Genomic DNA, 21,369 nt, shown 5'->3' with positions numbered 1-21,369 from the left:
GGTGATAGAAATCCGCAAAGTCGGTGAAAGTCATATCATGGACTTCAATCAGATAATCAGCGAACTGATCAACGTCCCAGCCAAGCGGCGTCAGATAAGTTTCCTGAAGCTGGGCAAGTTCGATGTTGCCGAGATCCACTTCTACATCCGCCGCTTCCGGAGCGGGCGTTTCTTCAGTGAGGATCTCGTCCGCCGGTCCGACTGTCGCTTCAAGTTCAGCAAAATCGGCGAAGTCGGCGATCGCCATGTCATATTCCGCTAATACATAGTCGTTGAACTCTTCCGGTGTCCAGCCGAGCGGTTCAAGATAGACTGTTTCCAGTTCAGCCGGATCGATGTTTCCGTAACCATCCACCGGATCGAAAATTTCCGCATCCGCTAATTCGTCATCAATAAGATCTTCTTCCGGCTCTTCCTCGCTCGCTTCAGGTTCATCAGCAACTACCGGAGTGTATCCGCCTTCTTCAAGTGCGCCTTCAATTTGGCCGACGAAGTGGATATCTTCCAGGTTATCGATTTCCGAAAGGAAAACACCAAGCTCTTCACCTGTGATATCATACGCTTCCATCACTTCGATGAGTGTACCGTTTGATTGGTCGCCCGAAATCCAGGCGTTGATATCGTCTGTATTGATCGGCTCTCCCAAGTCAGCTGCCAGTTCTTCATTGGTTTCGTAGTCAGCCAGGCTTGTGCCGAAGTTTTCATCCAGGAAAACATCCCATTCTTCTTCTGTCCAGTCCACTGTTGAAGGATAAGTTTCATCCAGAGCATTCAGGTCCACTTCTGCGCTTACTGCAAATGGAGCTGCTCCAAATGCCAGCGTCGTCGCTAATGCTGCAGGTAAAATTTTGTTCGTTCGCTTACTCATTTTGTATTCAGCTCCTTCTTGTTATTTTTCTGTCATATCTGTCACATTACTTGTTTAGACGTTTGGACTTAAGAATAAACATACAAATTTTTGAAGTCGCTTCACCTTGATTCTTTAAGGATTGCGAATTATTTAACTGGATGATTTTTCTTCTATTCAACCAGATAGATCCCTCATTAAAGTTGAATCAGTACGATGGAATTATTTCCTAAAAATCAATCGATATACTGTGACAAAAAATGTTCTGAATGTTAAGATAAATTAATTTTAAAAAAGGAGGTTTTCAAATGAAGAAATGGAAAAATCGGCTGATCAGCAGTACGGCTATCACTGCACTGTTGCTTGGAGGAGGAATGGCAGTTTCAGCACATGGAGGCGGAGATCATGAAGAGGGATTTTCCAAAGCTGATGAAGTAACGATCAAAAAAGCCACTGCCCGGTTCCATAGTGTAAAGCAGGCGATAAGAGCCGGATATATCAACACACAGGAATGCGTATCCGTCCCCGGTCTCGGAGGTATGGGTATCCACTTTGTGAATCCGGGACTCGTTGATGAGGAAGCTGACCCCGCATATCCTGAAGCACTGCTTTATGAACCGACAGCAAACGGGTTCAAACTGATCGGTGTGGAATACTTATCAGCGGATCCGAATGAAAAGCTGTTCGGACAGCAATTCGACCCTCCTGGGGCTGTACCTGAATATTCTTTGCACGTTTGGGTATGGGAAGACAATCCAAGCGGCACTTTTGCCCCGTTCAATCCGAATGTTTCTTGTCCAGTGCCGGAATAAACCAAACAGCCCCGGGCATCCATTACAGATACCCGGGGCGTTGTACTACTCTTCCAGCTGCAGCCAAGCCACTGCTTCGACATGGGCCGTCTGCGGGAACATATCGACCGGCTGCACTTCTTTCGTCCGGTAGCCGCCATCTTCAAGTATCCGTAAATCACGTGCAAGCGTTGCAGGACTACAAGATACATAAACCACCCGTTCCGGTCTCTGTTCCAGAATGGTATTCAGCAAGTGGGAGTCACAGCCTTTTCGGGGAGGGTCGACGACGAGCACATCCGCTTTCCGTCCCTCTTTATACCAGCGGGGAATGACTTCTTCCGCCGGTCCCGCCTCGAACAGCGTATTCGTGAACCCGTTGAGCTGCGCGTTGCGTTTGGCGTCTTCAATCGCCTGCGGGACGATTTCAACGCCCATGACCGCCTTGGCTTGCTGGGCGAGGAACAGGGAAATCGTCCCGATTCCGCAATAGGCGTCTATCACGGTTTCATCGCCTTTCAGCTGCGCATACTCGAGTGCCTGCCTGTACAGCACTTCTGTCTGGTCGGGATTCACTTGATAGAAGGAACGGGCGGAGATTTCAAAACGGACATCGCCGATTCGGTCCTCGATTGCGTCCGTGCCCCAGAGCGTCAGCGTCTCTTTTCCGAAAATGACGTTCGTTTTTTCATTGTTGACGTTCTGAACGATGGACTTCACTGCAGGGACCAGTTCCCGGATCAATTGGCTGATCCGCTCCTTTTGGGGCAGATTTTTCTTTCGGGTGACAAGGACGACCATCACTTCGCCAGTCGCACGCCCTTTGCGGACCACGACGTGGCGCAGCTGACCGGTATGCGTCTTTTCGTCATATGGTTCGATACCCATACTGAGCAGCCGGTGTTTCAGTCCCCTCATGATCCGGTCCGCTTCTTCGCTTTGGATGATACATGTATCTGTATCCGCAATAACATGCGACCGGGTCCTGTAAAAGCCGGCCGCCACCTCTCCGTCTTGCATACCGAACGGAATCTGGGATTTATTGCGGTAGCGCCACGGGTTTTCCATCCCTTTCACCGGAAGGACCGGCACATCAGGAAGTTTCCCCAGACGGGCCAATGCGTCACTCACCACTTTTTTCTTGAACGCAAGCTGGCCTTCATATGATAAATGCTGAATTTGGCAGCCTCCGCAAATGTCAAAAACCGGGCAAGGGGCTGTGACACGGTCCGGCGAAGCTTGTTTTATTTCAAGCAGTTTAGCAAAACCGTAGGATTTGAGTGTCTTCACTACATGCACTTCCGCCTCTTCCCCCGGAAGCGCACCTTGAATGAATAATGGATAGCCCTCCACTTTCGCGACTCCCGCCCCTTCATGGGTCAAATCCTCGATCCGCACAGTCAGCTGGTCGTTTTTTCTTACTGGATGCATTCTGTTCACTCCATTTCGTGCCTCTTATCGTACCACAAAAAAAGCCATGGACAGACTCTCCAGGAATCGAGTCCATCCATGGCTCCGCGCTGCCGCGGCGGTTCGTCACTTTCTGTCTTTTGTCACCGGTCCGTCCTTCATTGCCAGCCAGAATCCGGCGATCATGGAACCGAACAGGACAAGGAACGGGGCGACGAAAATCAGGAATTCTGTCATACTTCGGCCTCCTTACGCATGATAATCCGATTTCCCCTGTACGTAATCTTTGTCGAACAGGAACAGCCGGAGCACAAGATACAGCGATGGCAGCAATAACGCGAAGCCGGCGAGGAACGCAATGATGAGCGAGATCGCCATGGCTTCATTCGTAAAGCCGTCGTAAATCGTCAAATACGGATACAGCAAGTACGGATAATGCGAAACACCATAAGCCGAGAACGCCAGGAAAAACTGCCCGACCAGCAGGATAAACGCGAAGCCGTAGCTTTTCCGGCGCCAGAGCAGCAGAACTGTTCCAAGGAACAGCAGAAACGACAAAGCGAACATCCACCACAAATCCAGCAGGCTGTCGAAGTGGGCTTCGTTATGCACGCGAAGTTCCACGATGATCCCGGTCGCCGTCACAATCGTCGGCAGCGACCAGATCAGCGCGTATTTCCGCAAAAGCTCCGTTGCCTGGCTGTCACCCGCTTTCCAGGCATACCAGGTGAGGAATACTGCGGAAATGTAGAGAACCGCCGCGATCGCCAGCACCACGATGCTCCAAGTCAGCGGACTCAAGAACAAGGCCCAATAATCCAGACGCGGTGCTCCGTCCACCAGGTCGATGAAACCGCCTTCCGAGATGGTCAGAACGGTCGACCAGGCAGCGGGGATCAGCAGGCCGGAAAGCCCATACATGTAAATGTAACCTCTATGGCTGATCCTCGCACCGTATGTCGCAAACGCATAGTACGAGCCGCGGACGGCGAGCAGCACGATTGCGATGGAAGCGGGTACAAGCAGAGTTGTGCCATAGTAGAAGGCGGTTTTCGGAAAGAACCCGATGATGCCGACAAAGAAAAACACGAGAAAAACATTCGTGATTTCCCAGACAGGCGACAAATACCGCTGGATGATGCTCGTCAGAACATGCTCTTTATTAGTAAACGCGCTGTACGCGTTAAAGAACCCGGCTCCGAAATCGACGCTTGCGATGATGACATAACCGAACAGGAACAGCCACAAAACAGAAATTCCGACGATTTCAAGCGTCATGCCGGGCCACCTCCTTTATGGGCCGCCCTGTCAGCGAGTTCCTCTTCCACCGGATTCCTGCGGAACATACGGGTCAGCACAACCGCACTGCCGATGCCGAGGACCAAATACAGCCCGGCGAACAAAATCAGCATCAAGTCCACCTGCCCGCTCGTCGTGGCCGCCTCTTCCGTTCTCATGATGCCGCGGAGGACCCACGGCTGGCGGCCGACTTCCGTGAACCACCAGCCGAATTCGATCGCAAGCAGCGCCAGCGGGCCGCCGAGGACGACAAGCCACCTGAACCATCTTGATTCAATGAACTTCCACCCGCGCCATTTTGCTGCAACATAGACGAACGACAGGAGAGTAAGCCCCATACCGATGGTCACCATCAGATCGAACAGATAATGGATATACAGCGGCGGCAGTTCGTCCGGTGAAAATTCCTCCAATCCGGTCACTTCAGCACTTGGATTGCCATGGGCCAGAATACTGAGCGCATACGGGATCTCGATGCCGTACTTGACTTCCTCCCCATCCAGGAGACCGAACAGGACGAGGGAAGCATTCCCTTCCGTTTCAAAATGCCATTCGGCCGCAGCCAGTTTCTCAGGCTGATATGCGGCCAAATATTTACCGGAAAAATCCCCGATGATGGCAGTCGCAACAGCGAACACAAGACCGAGTTTCATGGTCAGGAATAGTGCTTTTTTATGGTAAATATGATCCGATCCCCGCAGCATGCGAAGGGCCGCAATCGATGCCAGGACGAACGCTGCGGTCATGTAGGCAGTCGACACGACATGTGCCACTTTTGTCGGCATGGCTGGTGTGAACATGGCCAGGATCGGGTTGATGTCCACCAGTTCCCCGTTCACCAGTTCGAAACCGCCCGGCGCGTTCATGAATGCGTTGACCATCGTGATGAAGACCGCTGAAAGCGAGGCGCCGACCGCCACAGGAATCAGGAGCAGAAAATGTTTCCGCTGGTCTTCGAACCGGTCCCACGTATACAGATATATCCCTAAGAAAATCGCTTCAAAGAAAAAGGCGAATGTTTCCATGAATAAAGGCAATGCGATGGCGTTGCCCGCCAGCTCCATGAAGTTCGGCCAGAGCAGCGACAGCTGGAGCCCGATCGCAGTCCCGGTTACAACACCGACTGCGACTGTGATGACGAATCCGCGCGCCCACCTCCGGGCGAGCAGTGTGTAGTGCTCATCATTTTTCCGGATGCCGACCCACTGGGCGACCATGATCATAAGCGGCACGCCGACACCGATAGTGGCATAGAGAATATGGAATGACAGTGTCAGTTCTGTCAGCAGCCGGCTGAAGAACAGTGACTCTTCGTTGCCCATTTATGCATCTCCTCTCTGCGAATCAGTAAGCAAGAAGCAGCCGGTCAGCTTCCTCTGGCATGACCGGCACTTTCCATCTGTATTAATTGTACCTCAATGGGCGGCGTGAAAACTTCCGGCAGATATCCGTCCGGTCCTTAATTATGAATAGGATGTGACAGGGCCGAAAATAATGGTTGATTGTTATTTAAATTTTTAGTATTCTATAAAAATAACTATAAAAAGGATGGGTATTATGGAAACACGACGGAAAGTATACGCTTACATCACAAGAGAAAATGATAAAACCCAGGAATTACTCATCTTTGAATACAAAGGTGAACCCGAACAGGGAGTCCAAGTGCCCGGCGGAACAATCGGTGAAGATGAAATGGTCATTGATGCCCTCTACCGGAAAGTAGCAGAAGAGACTGGTCTTGCCAAGGAGGACCTGACCTTTGCCGGAAAACTCCATAAGCACATGATTTTCCCGAAAGACTCTGAAAAGGCTTACGAGCATAACATTTTTCATTTTGAATACACCGGGGAAAGCGAAGAAGCGTGGGAGCATACAGAACCCGGCGGCAAACGGGTTTTCCAGTACCGCTGGAAAAGCGTCCGGGATTTGCCGAAGCTGGCCAAAGACCAGGGCGATGCCGTGGACATGCTATGACTGCGAAAAAAACGGCAGCAGCGGAATGGTTCCGCTGCTGCCGTTTTCTGTGTTCTGCCATTTCATTTTCTGTCCTGTTCACTGATCATATCGATCGGAACGAAAACATCGATATGCCGGGCAAGGTTTTCAAATACCGCCGGAAGCGCCCCTCCGTACTCGCCGTCCAGATTCAGCACGACCCGTTCTTCGGAAGTGATCGCAATGGTGCTTGCTTTTACGTAAAGCACGTTCGGGTCGGATAAGTGCTCCCCTCTCAGTGCCAAGGTCGCAAGCCGTATGAATTCGGCTATGTTGACGTCCCGCAGGATCAGCAGTGTAAATTTGCCATCGTTAATACTCGCATCGGGCGCGAGTTTTTCGAAACCGCCGACTGAATTCGTCAGTCCGACCAGAAACATCATCACACTACCTTCCATCACATTTCCATCATATTCGATCCGTACGTTCGATGGCCGGATGGATGGCAGCATTTCGATGCCCTTTAAATAATAGGCCATCTGACCAAGCACCGTTTTCAATTTACTCGGCACTTCATACGTCAATTCGGTCAGCCTTCCGCCTCCTGCGATGTTGATGAAATACCGGTTCCCGTTCATGACGCCGACATCGACAGGAATCGTCTTTCCGGCCGTAATGATGTCGATCGCTTTGTCGATGTCCCGCGGAATGTGGACAGCGCGGGCAAAATCGTTCGTCGTCCCCATCGGAATCAACCCGATCTTCGGCCGCCGTTCGGATTCCGACACACCCGCGACGACTTCGTTCAGCGTCCCGTCCCCGCCTACAGCGATGACCGTATCAAACTCACGCTGCACCGCGATTTTTGCCGCCCGGATGGCGTCCCCCGGCCCTGTCGTTGCATGGCAGGATGTCTCATATCCCGCCCGTTCCATACGTTCCAGCACTTCTGGGAGATGCCGCCGGAAGATTTCACGGCCTGATGTGGGATTATAAATAATGCGTGCTCGTTTCATCACAAACTCAGCCTTCCTATGCTTTCTCTGACTCCTAGGACTCTTCAGACAGCTGAAAAGTTGCAGAATCCGCTTATTTGAGCGCTTTTATTAAAGTATTCCGCAAGTCCTGGTATACGTATCCCCAGAACGTTTCGCTTTCGGCGAAGCGCTGCGTCAGATCGCTGTAGAAGATATTTTGCTGCGCTTCGAACTGCGGATCTTCCTTGCCGGGAAGCTTTGCTCTCTCTTCCGTTACGAACTGCTGGATTTCAGGCGCGCGCGGCCCCCACGTTCCGAGCACTTCCCCTTCCGGTGACAGGAATATATATTTCGGAATCGAGCGGCCGCCATTCGTAAGATAGCGGTCCATCAGTTCAAGATTCTGATCGCGGTAAACGCAGCGGACTTCAAAATCTCCTTTTTCTGCGACCTTGCGCAGGATCGGATTATTCACCATGGCGTCGCCGCACCAGTCTTCAGTGATGGCGAGCACATGCGGCCGCTTTTCACGGAGAAGGGCGAAAAACGCGTCATCTTCCGGCAGTTTGAAATTTTCATAAACTTTATAGGATTTTTCCTGGTGCACTTCCATTTGCGCCATGTAATTCTCAAGCGGCAGCGCTTCTTCAAAATACTGCTGTTCTGTTTTCACTTGGCCGTCACTCCTTTGCTTCCAGTTTACGCCCTTTGATTAAAGGACTCAATCAAAATACCGGAACCCGCTTCGGGATTCCGGCATGATTCATCGTTTTGCGATTTCCTGATGGATGAGTTTGTTGAGGAGCGGCGGATTCGCCTGTCCTTTCGTCGCTTTCATGATCTGACCGACAAGGAAACCGATTGCCCGGTCCTTGCCGTTCTTGAAGTCTTCGATCGACTGCGGGTTGGCGTCGAGGGTCTCTGTCACCATCTTCAGCAGCTCCCCTTCATCCGAAATCTGGACGAAGCCTTTCTCCTTCACAATCGCTTCCGCGCTGCCGCCTTTTTCAATCAGTTCACGGAATACTTTCTTGGCGATCTTTGAAGAAATTGTGCCATCTTCGATGAGCCGGATCATGGAAGCCAGCTCTTTCGGTTCCAGCTTCGTCTCATCGATTTCCTTCTGCTCGGAGTTGAGATACGCCGAAACGTCCCCCATCAGCCAGTTGGCCGCAAGTTTCGGATCCGCGCCCGCATCGACCGCCGCTTCGAAGAAGTCCGACATTGATTTCGCGAGCGTCAGTACCGCCGCATCATACGCCGGCAGTCCGAGTTCCGTCACATAGCGTTCTTTCCTGGCATCCGGAAGTTCCGGAATCTCAGAAAGGACTTTTTCGATCCATGCGTCGTCGATGATGATGTCCAGCAGGTCCGGCTCCGGGAAGTAACGGTAATCGTCGGAACCTTCCTTCACCCGCATAAGAACAGTTTTTCCTGTCGACTCATCGTAGCGCCGGGTCTCCTGGCGGATGATACCGCCGGACAGCAGGACTTCTTCCTGGCGCGTCTGCTCATGCTCCAGCCCTTTCCGGACGTAGTTGAACGAGTTCAAGTTCTTCAGTTCGGTTTTCGTGCCAAATTCATCCTGTCCGTATGGGCGGAGGGAAATGTTTGCGTCGCACCGCAGCGACCCCTCTTCCATCCGGACGTCGGAAACGCCGGTATACTGGATGATCGATTTGATTTTTTCCAGATAGGCATAAGCTTCTTCAGGTGTGCGGATGTCCGGTTCTGAAACGATTTCAATCAGCGGTGTTCCCTGGCGGTTGAAATCGACCAGGGAATGGCCTTCCCCTGTATGTGTCAACTTGCCGGCATCCTCCTCCAGATGGAGCCGGGTAATACCGATCCGTTTCTTTTTGCCGCCGACTTCGATTTCCAGCCAGCCATTTGCACCGATCGGCTCATCGAACTGTGAAATTTGATAGGCTTTCGGATTATCCGGGTAAAAATAATTTTTCCGGTCGAACTTCGTATGCCGCGCGATTTCGCAGTTCAGCGCCAGCGCGGCGCGCATTCCGAATTCGACGGCGCGTTTATTGACGACCGGCAGGACACCTGGATAGCCGAGGTCGATGACGTTCGTATTCGTATTCGGTTCCGCTCCGAAATGCGCTGGAGACGGTGAAAACATTTTGGAATCCGTTTTCAGTTCCACGTGTACTTCAAGACCGATGATCGTTTCAAAATTCATTTCGCAGCAACCTCCCAGAGCCCGGGCTTTTGTTTATGGAAATCCGTCGCCTGTTCGAATACGTGCGCCGTCCGGTAGACAGTCTCTTCATCAAACGGCCGGCCGATGATCTGAAGGCCGAGCGGCAGTCCGTTTTCAAATCCGCACGGCACGGAAATAGCCGGCACGCCGGCCAGATTAACCGGAATCGTCAAAATGTCGTTGACATACATCGTCAGTGGATCATCGATCTTTTCCCCGATATTGAATGAAGGCGTCGGCGTCGTCGGCCCGATGATGACGTCGAATCTTTCGAACACCTTATCGAAATCCTGCTTGATGAGTGTGCGGACCTTTTGCGCTTTTTTGTAGTAGGCATCATAGTAACCGGAACTGAGGGCATAGGTACCGAGCATGATCCGCCGTTTCACTTCATCACCGAAGCCTTCCGCCCGGGTTTTCATGTAGAAATCCAGAAGATTCTCAGCCTGCTCTGTCCGATAACCGTAGCGGATGCCGTCAAATCGCGCCAGATTCGATGAAGCTTCCGAAGAAGCGAGCAGATAATAAGTCGCGAGTGCATATTTGGAATGCGGCATGGAGACTTCTTCCCATTCCGCCCCTTTTTCTTCGAGCACACGCAGAGCTTCCCTTACAGCTTTTTTCGCCTCTTCGCTGACCCCTTCAGCAAAATACTCTTTCGGCACACCGATCCGGAGACCTTTGATGTCGCCTGTCAGCGCCGCCGAAAAATCCGGGACTTCCACATCGGCAGAAGTCGAGTCATGCTCGTCATGTCCGGAAATCACCTGCAAAAGCCGCGCGTTGTCTTCGACTGTCCGCGTGACCGGGCCGATCTGATCGAGTGAGGACGCGAAAGCGATAAGACCGAAGCGGGAAACACGGCCGTACGTCGGCTTCATTCCAACCACTCCGCAAAAAGCGGCGGGCTGGCGGATGGAACCGCCTGTGTCCGATCCGAGTGCGAACGGGACTTCTCCGGCAGCCACTGCTGCAGCCGAGCCGCCGGAAGATCCGCCCGGAACGGTTTTCAAATTCCAGGGATTCTTTGTCGTTTTGTAGTGGGAATTCTCATTTGAGGACCCCATCGCGAACTCGTCCATATTCAGTTTGCCGGTTATGACCATCCCGGCATCCTTCAGTTTCCGGACGACGGTTGCATCATAAATCGGCATGAATCCTTCCAGGATCCGGCTTGAAGCCGTCGTTTCGATGCCTTCTGTCACAATATTGTCCTTCACGCCGATCGGCATGCCGAACAGCGGGCCCCGGTTTTCCGCCGGCTGCCGGTCCAGTTCCCGTGCGCGTTCTGCCGCCTGCTCTTCATTCAGCTTCAGAAACGCGTCAACGTCCGGATCGAGCGCTTTAATGCGGGCAAACGCTTCCGCTGTCAGCTCTTCTATCGTCAGATTCCCTGCAGCGATCATTTTCTGCAGTTCCGCTGCTGTTTTATCGAATAAACTCACCGTCATTCCTCCTGTCAGCCGAGCACGGTCGGAACTTTGATCTGTCCCGCTTCATGCTCCCGTGCATTTTTCAGTGCGAGTTCCCGGGGAATTCCCGGCTCCGCTTTGTCTTCCCGGAACACATTCACCATCGGATACACATGCGTCGTCGGCTCGACTTCGGATGTGTCCAATTCGTTCAGAAGTTCCATCGCATTCGTGATTTCTTCGAGCTGCTCGGCAAAGTGCTCCGCTTCCTCTTCTGATATCGCAAGACGCGCGAGATGCGCCACTTCCGTCACTTTCTCTTTCGTGATTTTCGCCATGTTTTCTACACCTCCGGGTATCTGAACCATACCGGTTATCATATCATTTTTTCGCCAAAAAGAACAGGAACCGCCTTGGCAGGCGGTTCCTCATGCTTACCTGTATATATGCACATCCGGCTCTGCCGCTCCTGCTTCACGGACAACGAGCGCTTCAGGCCCGTTAGCGGAAACGATACTGATTTCAATAAGTGCGTTGTTCTGGAAATGGTCCCCTAACAGACCGGTGACATATTGAGTGAAGCCGATGACTTCTGTCGCGCTGTAGAACTGGACTGGAATTTCGATCTTCAGTTCCCGGAGAGCTTCCCCTTCATAGTACCCTGTGCCGACCACGCTCGTGAAATCGGAAAAATACTCTTGGACATCCTGCTCGAAATTCCGGAATGCGGTATCCGTCTCCCGATACTTTTCTGCAGGGTTGGAAGTCGGGAAGATGATGTGCTCTTCCTGGACCGGCTGCCAATTCCCTGCCTCGGTTTTTCCGGGCGGAACGGTGCCGACGGCGATATAAGACCCTGGCACAATCGCATTTCGCTCATTCTGCCGGAACAGGCCCACTACAATCGGCACATCGGCGAGCCCCTCTTTCTGCCGGAGCCGCTTGGCCACTTCATCCGCTATGCGCTTCCCCGCTTCCGTCAGCTCATTTTCAGGAATCGATTCTTCAGCCGAACGGCTGCCATCCTTGCTGTAATAGACCGAATTCAGCGCGAGACCGATGGCGATACCGCCCAGGCTGATGGTGTCCTCATCGGTCTTCACCAAGTAGTTCTGCTCAATGATGTGGGCAAGCACTTCCGGCGGGGGAGCGGTGCCTCCCTCTTTCTGCTCAGCAGTCCGTTCATCCGCCGGATTCAGCCCCTCTGGATTATCGGCGGACTTCCGGCCGAGCCAAGCACGGATTTCATCCGCTGTCAGCTGCTGTCCTTCCTGAAAATAATAATCATCAGGTGAAAACTGCCGCTGCGCAAGACGCATCAGGCCAGTGCCCGCTTCTTCAATATCATAGCGCGTATTCAGCCGGTTTACGATCATCCCCCTCGCTGCACTTTCCTTGTAAGGCAGCAGCGTCCGGTAATACTGTTCATCCAGCTGGATGCTCGGGATGAGCGCCGTCTCCGCCTCTTCGTTTTCCACGGTTTCCGCTTCTTCTGACGGGACGCACCCTGAAAGCAGCAGCGCAAGTGCCGGTATGCACCAGATCCGTTTCATATTCGTTCCTCTCAATCGTTGAATTGTTCCATAAACCGCTGTTCATCCCACACTTCGATACCGAGCGATTCGGCCTTTTCAAGCTTCGAGCCTGCTTCTTCACCAGCGATGACGAGGTCCGTCCTTTTGCTGACGGAGCCGGAGACTTTGCCGCCGAGCGATTCAATCCGCTCTTTCGCCTCACCGCGGCTCAGCGTTTCCAGCTTGCCTGTAAGGACGACCGTCTTACCCGCAAACACTGTTTCCCCTTCCGCCAGGCGGACACGTTTTCCGGTATACGACAAGTTGACGCCTCTTTCCTGCAGCCGGCCGATCAGCGCCCGCACTTCTTCGTTATCGAAATAAGTGACGACCGCATCCGCCATTTTGTCGCCGATTTCGTGGACAGCCGTCAGTTCTTCAAGCGAAGCGGTCATCAGCCGGTCAAACGAACCGAATTCTTCAGACAGGATACGGGCCGCTTTTTCCCCGACATGCCGGATACCGAGCCCGAACAGCAGCCGTTCCATGGAATTGGATCGGGAAGCATCGATGGCGGCCATCAGGTTCGAAGCTGATTTCTCGCCCATCCGCTCAAGTCCCATCAGCTGTTCTTTCGTCAGTTCATACAAATCCGACACGTCGCTCACGAGGCCTTCCCGGTAGAGCTGTTCGACCACTTTCTCCCCGAGACCCTCGATATTCATCGCATTGCGGGAGACGAAGTGGATCAGGCCTTCTGTAATCTGCGCCGGACACTTCGGATTGACGCACCGGAGGACGACCTCCCCCTCGATCCGGACAAGTTCACTGCCGCATGCGGGACATTCCGAAGGCATCACGAACGGCTCTTCCGTCCCTTCGCGCTGTTCAATCAACGAGGCGACCACTTCCGGAATGATGTCACCCGCTTTCCGTATGATCACTTGGTCCCCGATCCGCACATCTTTCTCACGGATCAGGTCCTCATTATGAAGCGAAGCCCGCTGGACAGTCGTGCCGGCCACCCGGACCGGTTCCAGGATCGCAGTCGGCGTGACGGCGCCTGTCCGGCCGACACTCAGCTCGATATCCAGCAGTTTCGTGACCACTTCTTCCGCCGGAAATTTATAAGCGGTCGCCCAACGCGGACTTTTGGCTGTAAAGCCGAGTTCTTCCTGCTGTTCATACAGATCCACTTTAATGACGATCCCGTCGATTTCGTACGAAAGGTCGTTCCGTTTCTCCGTCCATTTTTCTATATAAGCCTGCACTTCTTCCACGCTGCTGCAGACTTCCCGTTCAGGATTGATCCTGAGTCCGAGCTTTTCAAGGTAGCGGAGCGTGTCTTCATGGCCGACGACCGGCAGATCACTGCCATCTCCGCCGATTCCATAAGCAAAGACACTCAGATTCCGGCTTGCGGCGATTTTGGGATCCAGCTGCCGCAGGGAGCCCGCAGCGGCGTTTCTCGGATTGGCGAAAAGTTCTTCCCCCCGCGCTTCCCGATCAAGGTTCAGCTGATGGAATGATTTTTTCGGCATATAAGCTTCCCCGCGCACTTCGATGGTGGCCGGTTCATTCAGCCGCAGCGGCACGGAACGGATCGTCCGGAGATTGGCGGTAATGTCTTCCCCGATCCGGCCGTCGCCGCGGGTCGCTCCCCGGACGAGTCTTCCGTCTTCATACAGGAGTGACACGGCGAGACCGTCGATTTTCAATTCACATACATACCGGATCTCTCCCGATGCGCCGCTTCGGACGCGCCGGTCGAATTCCCGAAGATCTTCTTCGCCGAATACGTTGGAAAGACTCAGCATCGGGTACGCATGCGTCACCTTGCTGAATCCTTCCAGCGGCTGACCGCCGACCCGCTGTGTCGGTGAATCAGGAAAAACAAGGTCCGGATATTGCGTTTCAAGTTCAATCAGTTCATTCAGCAGCTGATCATAGACAGCATCGGGCACTGCCGGCTTATCAAGCACATAGTACGCATGGCCGTATTCCCTCAGCTGGGTATTCAGCTGTTCAACTCGCTGTTCTGCCTGCAATCGGTCCATTGGCGACCCTCCACATCAAACTTTTTCAACAGGGGCGAACTTGGCAAGCAGCCGTTTCAGGCCGGTCGGACTCGGAAAAGCGATGTCCAGTTCCATCTGGTCCCCTTCCCCTTTCACGCTGACCACTGTGCCGGTACCCCACTTCTTATGCTGCGCTTTGTCTCCGGGCTGCCAGCTCAGCTTTTCGCTCCCTGAACCGGCCGGTACCGGTTTCCTTACCGGCGCCCTCCTCTGCTGGGCTGCACGGACTCCTGGAGCCGGCCTGCGCTGGGCGCCTGCCGGTTCCAGGAGGTCGGCCGAGATTTCATTCAGGAACCGTGACGGCATATTGTAACTGCTGCGGCCGAATAGCGTGCGGCTCGTTGCATGCGACAAATACAGCCGCTGTTCGGCGCGTGTGATGCCGACATAGCAGAGACGCCGCTCCTCTTCCATTTCGTCTTCGTCGTGGATGGACCGGGAATGGGGAAACACGTTCTCTTCCAGGCCGATGATGAAGACGACTGGGAACTCAAGCCCTTTTGCGGCATGCATGGTCATCAGCACAATCTGCCCTTCGGAGGAGTCCGCGCCTTCATTGCCGAGCGAGTCGATATCGGCGACAAGCGCGAGATCCGTCAGGAATGCCACAAGCGACTTATCGTCATTCTGCTCTTCGAACATATGCGTCACCGACAGGAACTCGTCGATATTCTCGAGCCGGCTCTCCGCTTCGATCGTCTTTTCCGCCTGCAGCATCTGTCGGTACCCTGACTTCACGAGCACTTCTTCCACCAGTTCCGTCACAGACAAGTACTCCTGCATCTGTGTGAATCCTCGGATCATATCCCGGAATGCAGCGGCCGCTTTTGCCGTTTTCGGTGTGAGACCCATGAAATCCGCTTCATTCAGCGCGTCCATGATCGTCGTATCCTGCTCCATCGCGAAGCGGACGATTTTCTCGAAACTCGTGCCGCCGATGCCGCGTTTCGGTTCATTGATGACCCGCGCAAGCGATAGGTCATCATCGTTGTTCGCGATAAGCCGCAAATATGCAAGAAGATCTTTGATCTCTTTCCGATCATAGAATTTGGTCCCGCCGACAATCGTATAGCTCATATTCGATTTGACGAGCATTTCCTCAATCATCCGCGATTGAGCATTCGTCCGGTACAGCACTGCAAAATCGGCTGGTTTATAGCCTTCTTCCCGCATCAGCCGCTGCATGTTCTCCACGATGAATTGCGCTTCCTCCCGTTCATTCCCTGCCTTGAACAGCGTGATCGTCTGCCCGTCATCGTTGTCCGTCCGGAGCTCTTTCGGGTAGCGGCTTTTATTGTTCTTAATGACGTCATTCGCCGCTTGAAGGATCCGCTTCGTCGACCGGTAGTTCTGTTCGAGCATGATCGCTTTCGCGTTCGGATAATCTTTTTCGAACGACAGGATATTCATGATATCCGCCCCGCGCCAGCGATAAATGGACTGGTCGGAATCACCGACGACACACAGATTCTTGAACTTGCTCGCCAGCATCTTAACGAGGCGGTATTGCGCGTTGTTCGTATCCTGATATTCGTCGACGTGGATATAGTGGAACTTATTCTGATAAAATTCAAGCACTTCCGGCACTTGTTCGAATAAATTCAGTGTGGTCATGATAAGATCGTCGAAATCGAGCGACTGGTTTTTCCGCAGCCGCTTTTCATAGGACATGTAAACATCCGAAACCGCTTTTTCGTACGGATTGCCGGCAGTGATGTTCTCCTTGAACTGTTTAGCGCTGATGCATTCATTTTTCGCTGAGGAAATCGCGTTCAGCATAGTCCTCGGCTCATACCGCTTCGGATCCATGTTCAATTCCTTCAGCACATTTTTGACCACTGTCAGCTGGTCGGATCCGTCCAGGATCGAAAAGTTTTTCGAAATCCCCATCCGGTCAATGTCCCTGCGCAGAATGCGCACGCACATCGAGTGGAATGTGGAGACCCACATCCGTTCACCTGTCCCGTGGCCCAGCAGGCCGTCAATCCGCTCCCGCATTTCCCGGGCCGCTTTATTTGTAAATGTGATCGCCAGAATATGAGATGGGTAAATATCCTTCTCGAGCACCAGGTAAGCAATCCGGTGCGTCAGCACCCGCGTCTTCCCGGATCCTGCGCCGGCCATGATCAGAAGCGGTCCTTCCGTATGCTGCACCGCTTCCGCCTGCTGAGGATTCATGCCTTTCAGCAAGTTTTTCGCCAATTGATTCATCCTTCTCCTCCTCGAACATTCGTTCCTATTATCATACTTGTTCCGCTTTCACTTCGGCAACCGCTTTTACTGTCCGGAGAGCCGCCTTCAAGTCCGAATAAATGACATTCCCGACAATGACCGCATCTGCTGCGGATGCCATTTCCTTCGCTTTTTCCGCCGTATCGATCCCCCCGCCATAAAACAGACGGGCATTTTCCAGAATTCCGCCGACTTGCCGGACAAGTGAAACATCACCATATGTACCGCTATATTCCATATAGAAAACAGGCAGCCGGAACAGTTTATCCGCCAGCCGGGCATAAGCCAGTACATCCTCGGACGACACAGCCGCATCCGCACTTGTAACGCGGGCAGCTTTACAGTCCGGATTCAGGACGCAATAGCCTTCCGGCACAATTTCATTCCAGTCCATCAGTTCACCGTATTCTTTAATGGCTTCATGATGAAGCCCCTTGATCCACTTCGGGTCATCGCTGTTCAGGACCGTCGGGATAAAGTAGTAATCAAAACCCGGTGTCACGGCTTCCATCGTCGACACTTCCAGTACAGCCGGCACCGTATACCGCCGGATTCGGGCCAGAAGATCCAATACGCCGTCCAGTGTCACGTTATCCGTTCCGCCGACCATCACCGCATCCGTCCCTGATTCACATATCTGTTCCAGCTGCTCGTCCGAAATGGACTTGGCCGGGTCCAGCTTGAAAATATGATTCCATGAATGATAATCCATGTCCGCTCACCTGTCTTTGCCATCAGTTTTCATCAGTTCATTATACATTGAATCCGTTCCGAAACCCACCCTCCGCTGTCCGAGATTCCCGTTCATTCCCTGCCGAAAGCCATAAAAAAACCGAAAAGAAGGAATCCCCTCTTTTCAGTCCTCTGTCTTCACCGATGCCGATTCGTCCTCGTAAAGCCGGCTGAGCATTTCATCGTATGCATCATTGCCGTAATTCAGGCAGCGGCGGACGCGTGAAATCGTCGCCGTGCTCGCCCCTGTATGTTCTTTGATGGCTTCGTATGTTTTTTTCATCCTCAGCATATGGGCGACTTCCAGCCGCTGCGCCATTGCCTGGATTTCTGAAATCGTGCACAAATCATCGAAAAACCGGTAGCACTCATCGATATCCTTCAGTTCGAGGACCGCCCGGAACAGCTGATCCGTCTGCGGTCCCCGGATTTTATCTGTCTGCACACGCCATCCCCCTTCCCTGTCTGACCGTCCCGTTATCTCATGAATGCCGGAAACAGCACCTGTTTATTCATCACATCGTAAATCCCTTTTTGCGTCACCCGTACATACGGCAAATGTGTGGATTGGAGGAACAAAAGCGTGTATACCGCATCTCCGTATTGGTATCCTCTGTCAGCAAGCGCTTCTTTCATTCGTTTCTCTTGACTGATCAATGTCTCCATCGGCTCCGAGGAAATGCCGCCGCCGATGCTGAGCGGAATCGCTGCTACTGTCTCTCCCTGTTCCGACAGGACGAGACCCCCTCCGAGCCGCTTCATTTCTTCGAATGCCCGCCGCATTTCGCTGATACTTTTTCCGATCAGAATCACATCGCCCGTATTGGAATAGGAAGAGGCAAACCCTTCAACCCGGTCCGCAAAGCCTTTGATCAGGGTATTGACGCGCCATTTCCCTTTTTTATCGATCAGGACGAGGTAGCATTCGTCATGCGCATCCGACAGTTCGCCTCCGCGCGGATCAAGGGAGATCGAATAAGGCTTCATGATGACATCGTTGACCATTTCCATCCCGAACGGCATCGAAAACTGGAAATCTTCATCCGTGAGCTCGAAGCCGACGCCGAATTCCGGCATGAGCGACCAATCGATTTCCGGCAGCGCGGCCGTTTTTTCGCCGCCCCTTTTAAGCCATGTCCCTTTGGACAGGACCCCCGACGGTTCCGGATCCGCCTCATCTTCCAGTATGTTCAAGTCCGCAAAGCGGCCTGTCGCTATGATGCCATGCAGCTCTGTCAGTCCGTAGTGCCTTGCCACATTATATGACGCCATCAAATAAGCGTCAATCGGCGGCACCCCTTCCTCCATGGCGATCCGGATGCACATATCCATAACTCCGGCCTCATGGAAGCCTGGAGTGGAACCGTCCGTCGTCATCATCAGATGATCGAACGCATCGATTCCCCGTTCGCGTATCCCTTTCAGCAGTTCCCGCAAATCCGGACGGATCGAGGACTGTCTGAGCGTTACAGCATAGCCATGGAGCAGCCGCCGCTCCACTTCTTCCGCGGTCATCGCTTCATGATCTCCGTCCGCCCCCAGCAATTTCATCCGGGCAAGCGTTTTTTCCGATGCACCCGGAAAATGACCTTCAATCTTTTGGCCGTGCTGTTTCGCCATCTGCACCCAGTAAAGCATCTGGTCATCCCCTGCCAGGAGCCGCGGCCATGCCGTCAGTTCCCCTCCTGTCAAAACGTCATTCCTGGCAATCCACTCGCCGACACTTTTTGTCGTGAAATGCCAGTCCTCTTCTGCCAGCTCCGTTTGTGCATCAAACCGGCTCCACCAGTAAAACGAGAAAGGCAGCGCTTTCAGGTCGTCCAGAATTGAAAACGCTTTCTCATTTTCCATTGCCAAAAAAAGAGGCATGTTGTCGGAAATGAATGCGGTCGTCCCGGATTGCGCAGCATAATCGGCGAACGAGCGGGGATTGTACAGCTGGAATGGATGGACATGCGGTTCCATATAACCCGGCACAACCCGCTTGCCGGTCAGATCCACCACTTCGGTATCCGTATGTCCAGCCGGCAGTTCCTGACCGGTGTAGATGATTCTGTCTCCTTTGATCCAGATATTCCCCTGTATCCACTTCTTCAAAATACTATGTAAATACGTCACATTTTTCAGGACGAGATCCGGGGGCACTTCATTTGAAAGGACTTTCAAGTGATCCCGCAATTCTTTGATTTTCCAAGTCGGTGTATTCATGCGCCGGCCCCCTTGCCTGTACTTTTCTGTTTCTTATCGTAGCATAACAACCTCTCCAGAGACAGTATACTGCACAAAAATTCTGAATAGAATTGTCCAAATTGTGCTAAACTTTTTTAAAACGGTATGGGAGGGACGACCAATGTGCGATCCGAGCGTAACCATCGGCATCCCGGTATTCAATTCCGTCCACTATTTGAGCGATGCGTTAAATTCGGTGCTGAAGCAGACCATCCAAAGCGATTCTGTCGAAATCATCGCCGTCGACGACGGATCGACCGACGGCAGTGCCGCCGTTCTTGACCGTTACGCAGACAGACATGCGAATATGCGGGTGTTCCACCAGGCTAATACCGGCGGACCCGGCGCTCCCCGGAATCGGATCATCGATGAAGCCCGCGGGGATTTCATCTTTTTCCTCGATGCGGATGACTACCTCGGTCCGCGGGCACTCGAACGTATGACTGAAATGGGCGCTGCAAACGGGGCGGATATCGTGATCGGTAAATTCGTCGGCGTGAACGGACGGACAGTCGCCACTTCACTGTTCAGGCAGAACCGGCCGAAAACGGATATATTTCAATCAAACCTGTTCGAAGCCATCGGCCCTACGAAAATGTTCCGCCGCCAATTCCTGCTCGACCACCGTATCCGCTTCCCGGAGGGCGTCGGAACTGCGGAGGATCAGCCGTTCATGGTCCGGGCATATCTTTTGGCCAAAACCGTTTCAGTCGTTGCGGATGTGCCTTGTTACTATGTTGTGAACCGGCCCGGGAAAGAACACGCGTCTGTCCAGCCGGTGGAACCCGAACAATATTATGGAATGCTTGAAAAATCGCTGAAGATGATCATCCGGCATGTGGAAGATCCCGGTCAGCAGGCCCGGATCATCGCCAATTATTTAAAAAAGGAATTGACGACCGGCCGCAGCCTTCAACTGGAAGATGGCAGCCGGCAACCGGACGAACAGGACCGCTGGCATACCGTTTTCAGCCAATTTACATCCCAATGGGCGGACAGCCGGGTATTAGACGGCCTTCCTCCGGATATGCGGCGGTTCATCGAACTGGCAAGGGAGAAAAAACTCTCGGAACCGCTCCGTCCCGGCCTCTCTCCTCCAGTCCATTCACCGAAAAACCCCCTCTGAGGCAGCTCAGAGGGGGGTTCCCAAATTGTCGAGAAAGAAGTAATAATCGGTTTTCATCCTCATTTCTTCCCTATTTTCAAGAAAATCTGCCAATTCAGAAAAGTGAGGACCCGGCCCTTTCCGCAGACGGACGGCCGAGCCTCCTCACGCGCTGCGTGCGTTCCGGGGTCTCTTCCATCCGTTATTCTGCAGGAGTGGCCGGGATTCCTTCCCTTTTCTTTCCGTCGCCTTTTCCTGAAGAGAACGAGCAATTACTGGTGGCATCTCCTTTTCCATGCTTGCCGGAAGCCGCTGAACAGAGCAGAAGCCGGCGTTAGACCGAGACAGCTTCCGTGCGACAGCCGGGCCTGCGCCGCTGCACAGGCCAAATCGCCGCAAAATCACCGGCCGATGTGGAGGGATGAATCTTGTGAGACGCCTGCGAGCAGCGCAGCTACGCAGGAGCAAGCGAGCAAGTGGTTTTATTGCAACGAGCTTGCGCAGGAGCAGGTTCGGAGCGAAACAGAGCCGTTCAATCTCTTTTTCAATAGTCTAAAAATCCCCTCTGAGGCAGCTCAGAGGGGGTTCCAGCA

The 21,369-nt window shown here is 53.0% G+C and carries 19 protein-coding genes; 3 read left to right on the top strand and 16 right to left on the bottom strand.

Features of this window, described 5'->3' with window-relative positions:
• Positions 1-868: hypothetical protein (locus CCE92_RS01535; RefSeq protein WP_144390962.1), on the bottom strand; the 868-nt coding region annotated here is incomplete at its 3' end.
• Between the two features lie 287 nt (positions 869-1,155).
• On the opposite strand from CCE92_RS01535, the gene CCE92_RS01530 reads away from it, so the two are divergent.
• Positions 1,156-1,659, top strand: a complete 504-nt coding sequence (locus CCE92_RS01530) for a hypothetical protein (RefSeq protein ID WP_088005761.1) — start codon at positions 1,156-1,158, stop codon at positions 1,657-1,659.
• A gap of 45 nt (positions 1,660-1,704) precedes the next feature.
• Here CCE92_RS01530 and rlmD read toward each other — a convergent pair whose 3' ends face one another.
• The 4 genes from rlmD to CCE92_RS01515 form a co-directional block, all read right to left on the bottom strand.
• Complete coding sequence (rlmD, locus tag CCE92_RS01525; RefSeq protein ID WP_088005760.1) at positions 1,705-3,069, bottom strand: 23S rRNA (uracil(1939)-C(5))-methyltransferase RlmD; 1,365 nt, start codon at positions 3,067-3,069, stop codon at positions 1,705-1,707.
• 105 nt (positions 3,070-3,174) lie between these two features.
• Positions 3,175-3,285 carry a cytochrome bd oxidase small subunit CydS family protein gene (gene cydS / locus CCE92_RS16360; protein WP_420913217.1) on the bottom strand — a complete coding sequence of 37 codons (111 nt, stop codon included), beginning with the start codon at positions 3,283-3,285 and terminating at the stop codon, positions 3,175-3,177.
• 12 nt (positions 3,286-3,297) lie between these two features.
• The gene (locus CCE92_RS01520; protein WP_088005759.1) at positions 3,298-4,326 is read right to left on the bottom strand and encodes a cytochrome d ubiquinol oxidase subunit II; all 1,029 of its coding nucleotides are present in this window, start codon (positions 4,324-4,326) and stop codon (positions 3,298-3,300) included.
• Positions 4,323-5,669 carry a cytochrome ubiquinol oxidase subunit I gene (locus tag CCE92_RS01515; RefSeq protein WP_088005758.1) on the bottom strand — a complete coding sequence of 449 codons (1,347 nt, stop codon included), beginning with the start codon at positions 5,667-5,669 and terminating at the stop codon, positions 4,323-4,325. The genes CCE92_RS01520 and CCE92_RS01515 overlap by 4 nt, the downstream gene beginning before the upstream one ends.
• Positions 5,670-5,904: 235 nt before the next feature.
• Between CCE92_RS01515 and CCE92_RS01510 the strand changes: the two genes are divergently transcribed.
• Positions 5,905-6,321, top strand: a complete 417-nt coding sequence (locus tag CCE92_RS01510) for an NUDIX domain-containing protein (RefSeq protein WP_088005757.1) — start codon at positions 5,905-5,907, stop codon at positions 6,319-6,321.
• Between the two features lie 62 nt (positions 6,322-6,383).
• Here the strand turns inward: CCE92_RS01510 and CCE92_RS01505 are convergent, their stop codons facing one another.
• From CCE92_RS01505 to CCE92_RS01455, 11 genes are all read right to left on the bottom strand, one after another.
• Entirely contained in the window at positions 6,384-7,298 is a 915-nt protein-coding gene (locus tag CCE92_RS01505; RefSeq protein ID WP_088005756.1) for a diacylglycerol kinase, read from the bottom strand.
• 73 nt (positions 7,299-7,371) lie between these two features.
• The gene (locus CCE92_RS01500; RefSeq protein WP_088005755.1) at positions 7,372-7,932 is read right to left on the bottom strand and encodes a thioredoxin family protein; all 561 of its coding nucleotides are present in this window, start codon (positions 7,930-7,932) and stop codon (positions 7,372-7,374) included.
• A 90-nt stretch (positions 7,933-8,022) separates the two neighbouring features.
• Complete coding sequence (gene gatB, locus CCE92_RS01495) at positions 8,023-9,453, bottom strand: Asp-tRNA(Asn)/Glu-tRNA(Gln) amidotransferase subunit GatB (protein WP_088005754.1); 1,431 nt, start codon at positions 9,451-9,453, stop codon at positions 8,023-8,025.
• Positions 9,450-10,925: an Asp-tRNA(Asn)/Glu-tRNA(Gln) amidotransferase subunit GatA gene (gatA, locus tag CCE92_RS01490; RefSeq protein ID WP_420913216.1), complete on the bottom strand. Its 1,476-nt coding sequence runs from the start codon at positions 10,923-10,925 to the stop codon at positions 9,450-9,452. Before gatA ends, gatB begins: the two co-directional genes overlap by 4 nt.
• An 8-nt stretch (positions 10,926-10,933) precedes the next feature.
• Positions 10,934-11,224, bottom strand: a complete 291-nt coding sequence (gene gatC / locus CCE92_RS01485) for an Asp-tRNA(Asn)/Glu-tRNA(Gln) amidotransferase subunit GatC (protein ID WP_088005752.1) — start codon at positions 11,222-11,224, stop codon at positions 10,934-10,936.
• A gap of 96 nt (positions 11,225-11,320) precedes the next feature.
• Positions 11,321-12,439 carry a CamS family sex pheromone protein gene (locus CCE92_RS01480; protein WP_088005751.1) on the bottom strand — a complete coding sequence of 373 codons (1,119 nt, stop codon included), beginning with the start codon at positions 12,437-12,439 and terminating at the stop codon, positions 11,321-11,323.
• Positions 12,440-12,450: 11 nt separating this feature from the next.
• Positions 12,451-14,457, bottom strand: a complete 2,007-nt coding sequence (ligA, locus tag CCE92_RS01475; protein WP_088005750.1) for an NAD-dependent DNA ligase LigA — start codon at positions 14,455-14,457, stop codon at positions 12,451-12,453.
• Between the two features lie 15 nt (positions 14,458-14,472).
• Positions 14,473-16,689, bottom strand: coding sequence for a DNA helicase PcrA (gene pcrA / locus CCE92_RS01470; protein ID WP_088005749.1), 2,217 nt, complete (start codon positions 16,687-16,689; stop codon positions 14,473-14,475).
• Positions 16,690-16,720: 31 nt separating this feature from the next.
• A complete protein-coding gene (gene pcrB / locus CCE92_RS01465; RefSeq protein ID WP_088005748.1) occupies positions 16,721-17,422 on the bottom strand; it encodes a heptaprenylglyceryl phosphate synthase in 702 nt (233 codons plus the stop codon).
• Positions 17,423-17,566: 144 nt separating this feature from the next.
• Positions 17,567-17,887 carry a YerC/YecD family TrpR-related protein gene (locus CCE92_RS01460; RefSeq protein WP_088005747.1) on the bottom strand — a complete coding sequence of 107 codons (321 nt, stop codon included), beginning with the start codon at positions 17,885-17,887 and terminating at the stop codon, positions 17,567-17,569.
• Between the two features lie 32 nt (positions 17,888-17,919).
• Entirely contained in the window at positions 17,920-19,650 is a 1,731-nt protein-coding gene (locus CCE92_RS01455) for an adenine deaminase C-terminal domain-containing protein (protein ID WP_088005746.1), read from the bottom strand.
• Between the two features lie 142 nt (positions 19,651-19,792).
• Here CCE92_RS01455 and CCE92_RS01450 point away from each other — a divergent pair, with 142 nt between their 5' ends.
• Entirely contained in the window at positions 19,793-20,797 is a 1,005-nt protein-coding gene (locus tag CCE92_RS01450) for a glycosyltransferase family 2 protein (protein ID WP_162287790.1), read from the top strand.
• Positions 20,798-21,369 lie beyond the last annotated feature (572 nt).

This window comes from Indiicoccus explosivorum (genome assembly GCF_002167005.1).
Taxonomy (GTDB): domain Bacteria; phylum Bacillota; class Bacilli; order Bacillales_A; family Planococcaceae; genus Indiicoccus; species Indiicoccus explosivorum.
Note: the sequence above shows the minus strand (reverse complement) of the source record. Positions and strands in the feature narration are given on the sequence as shown.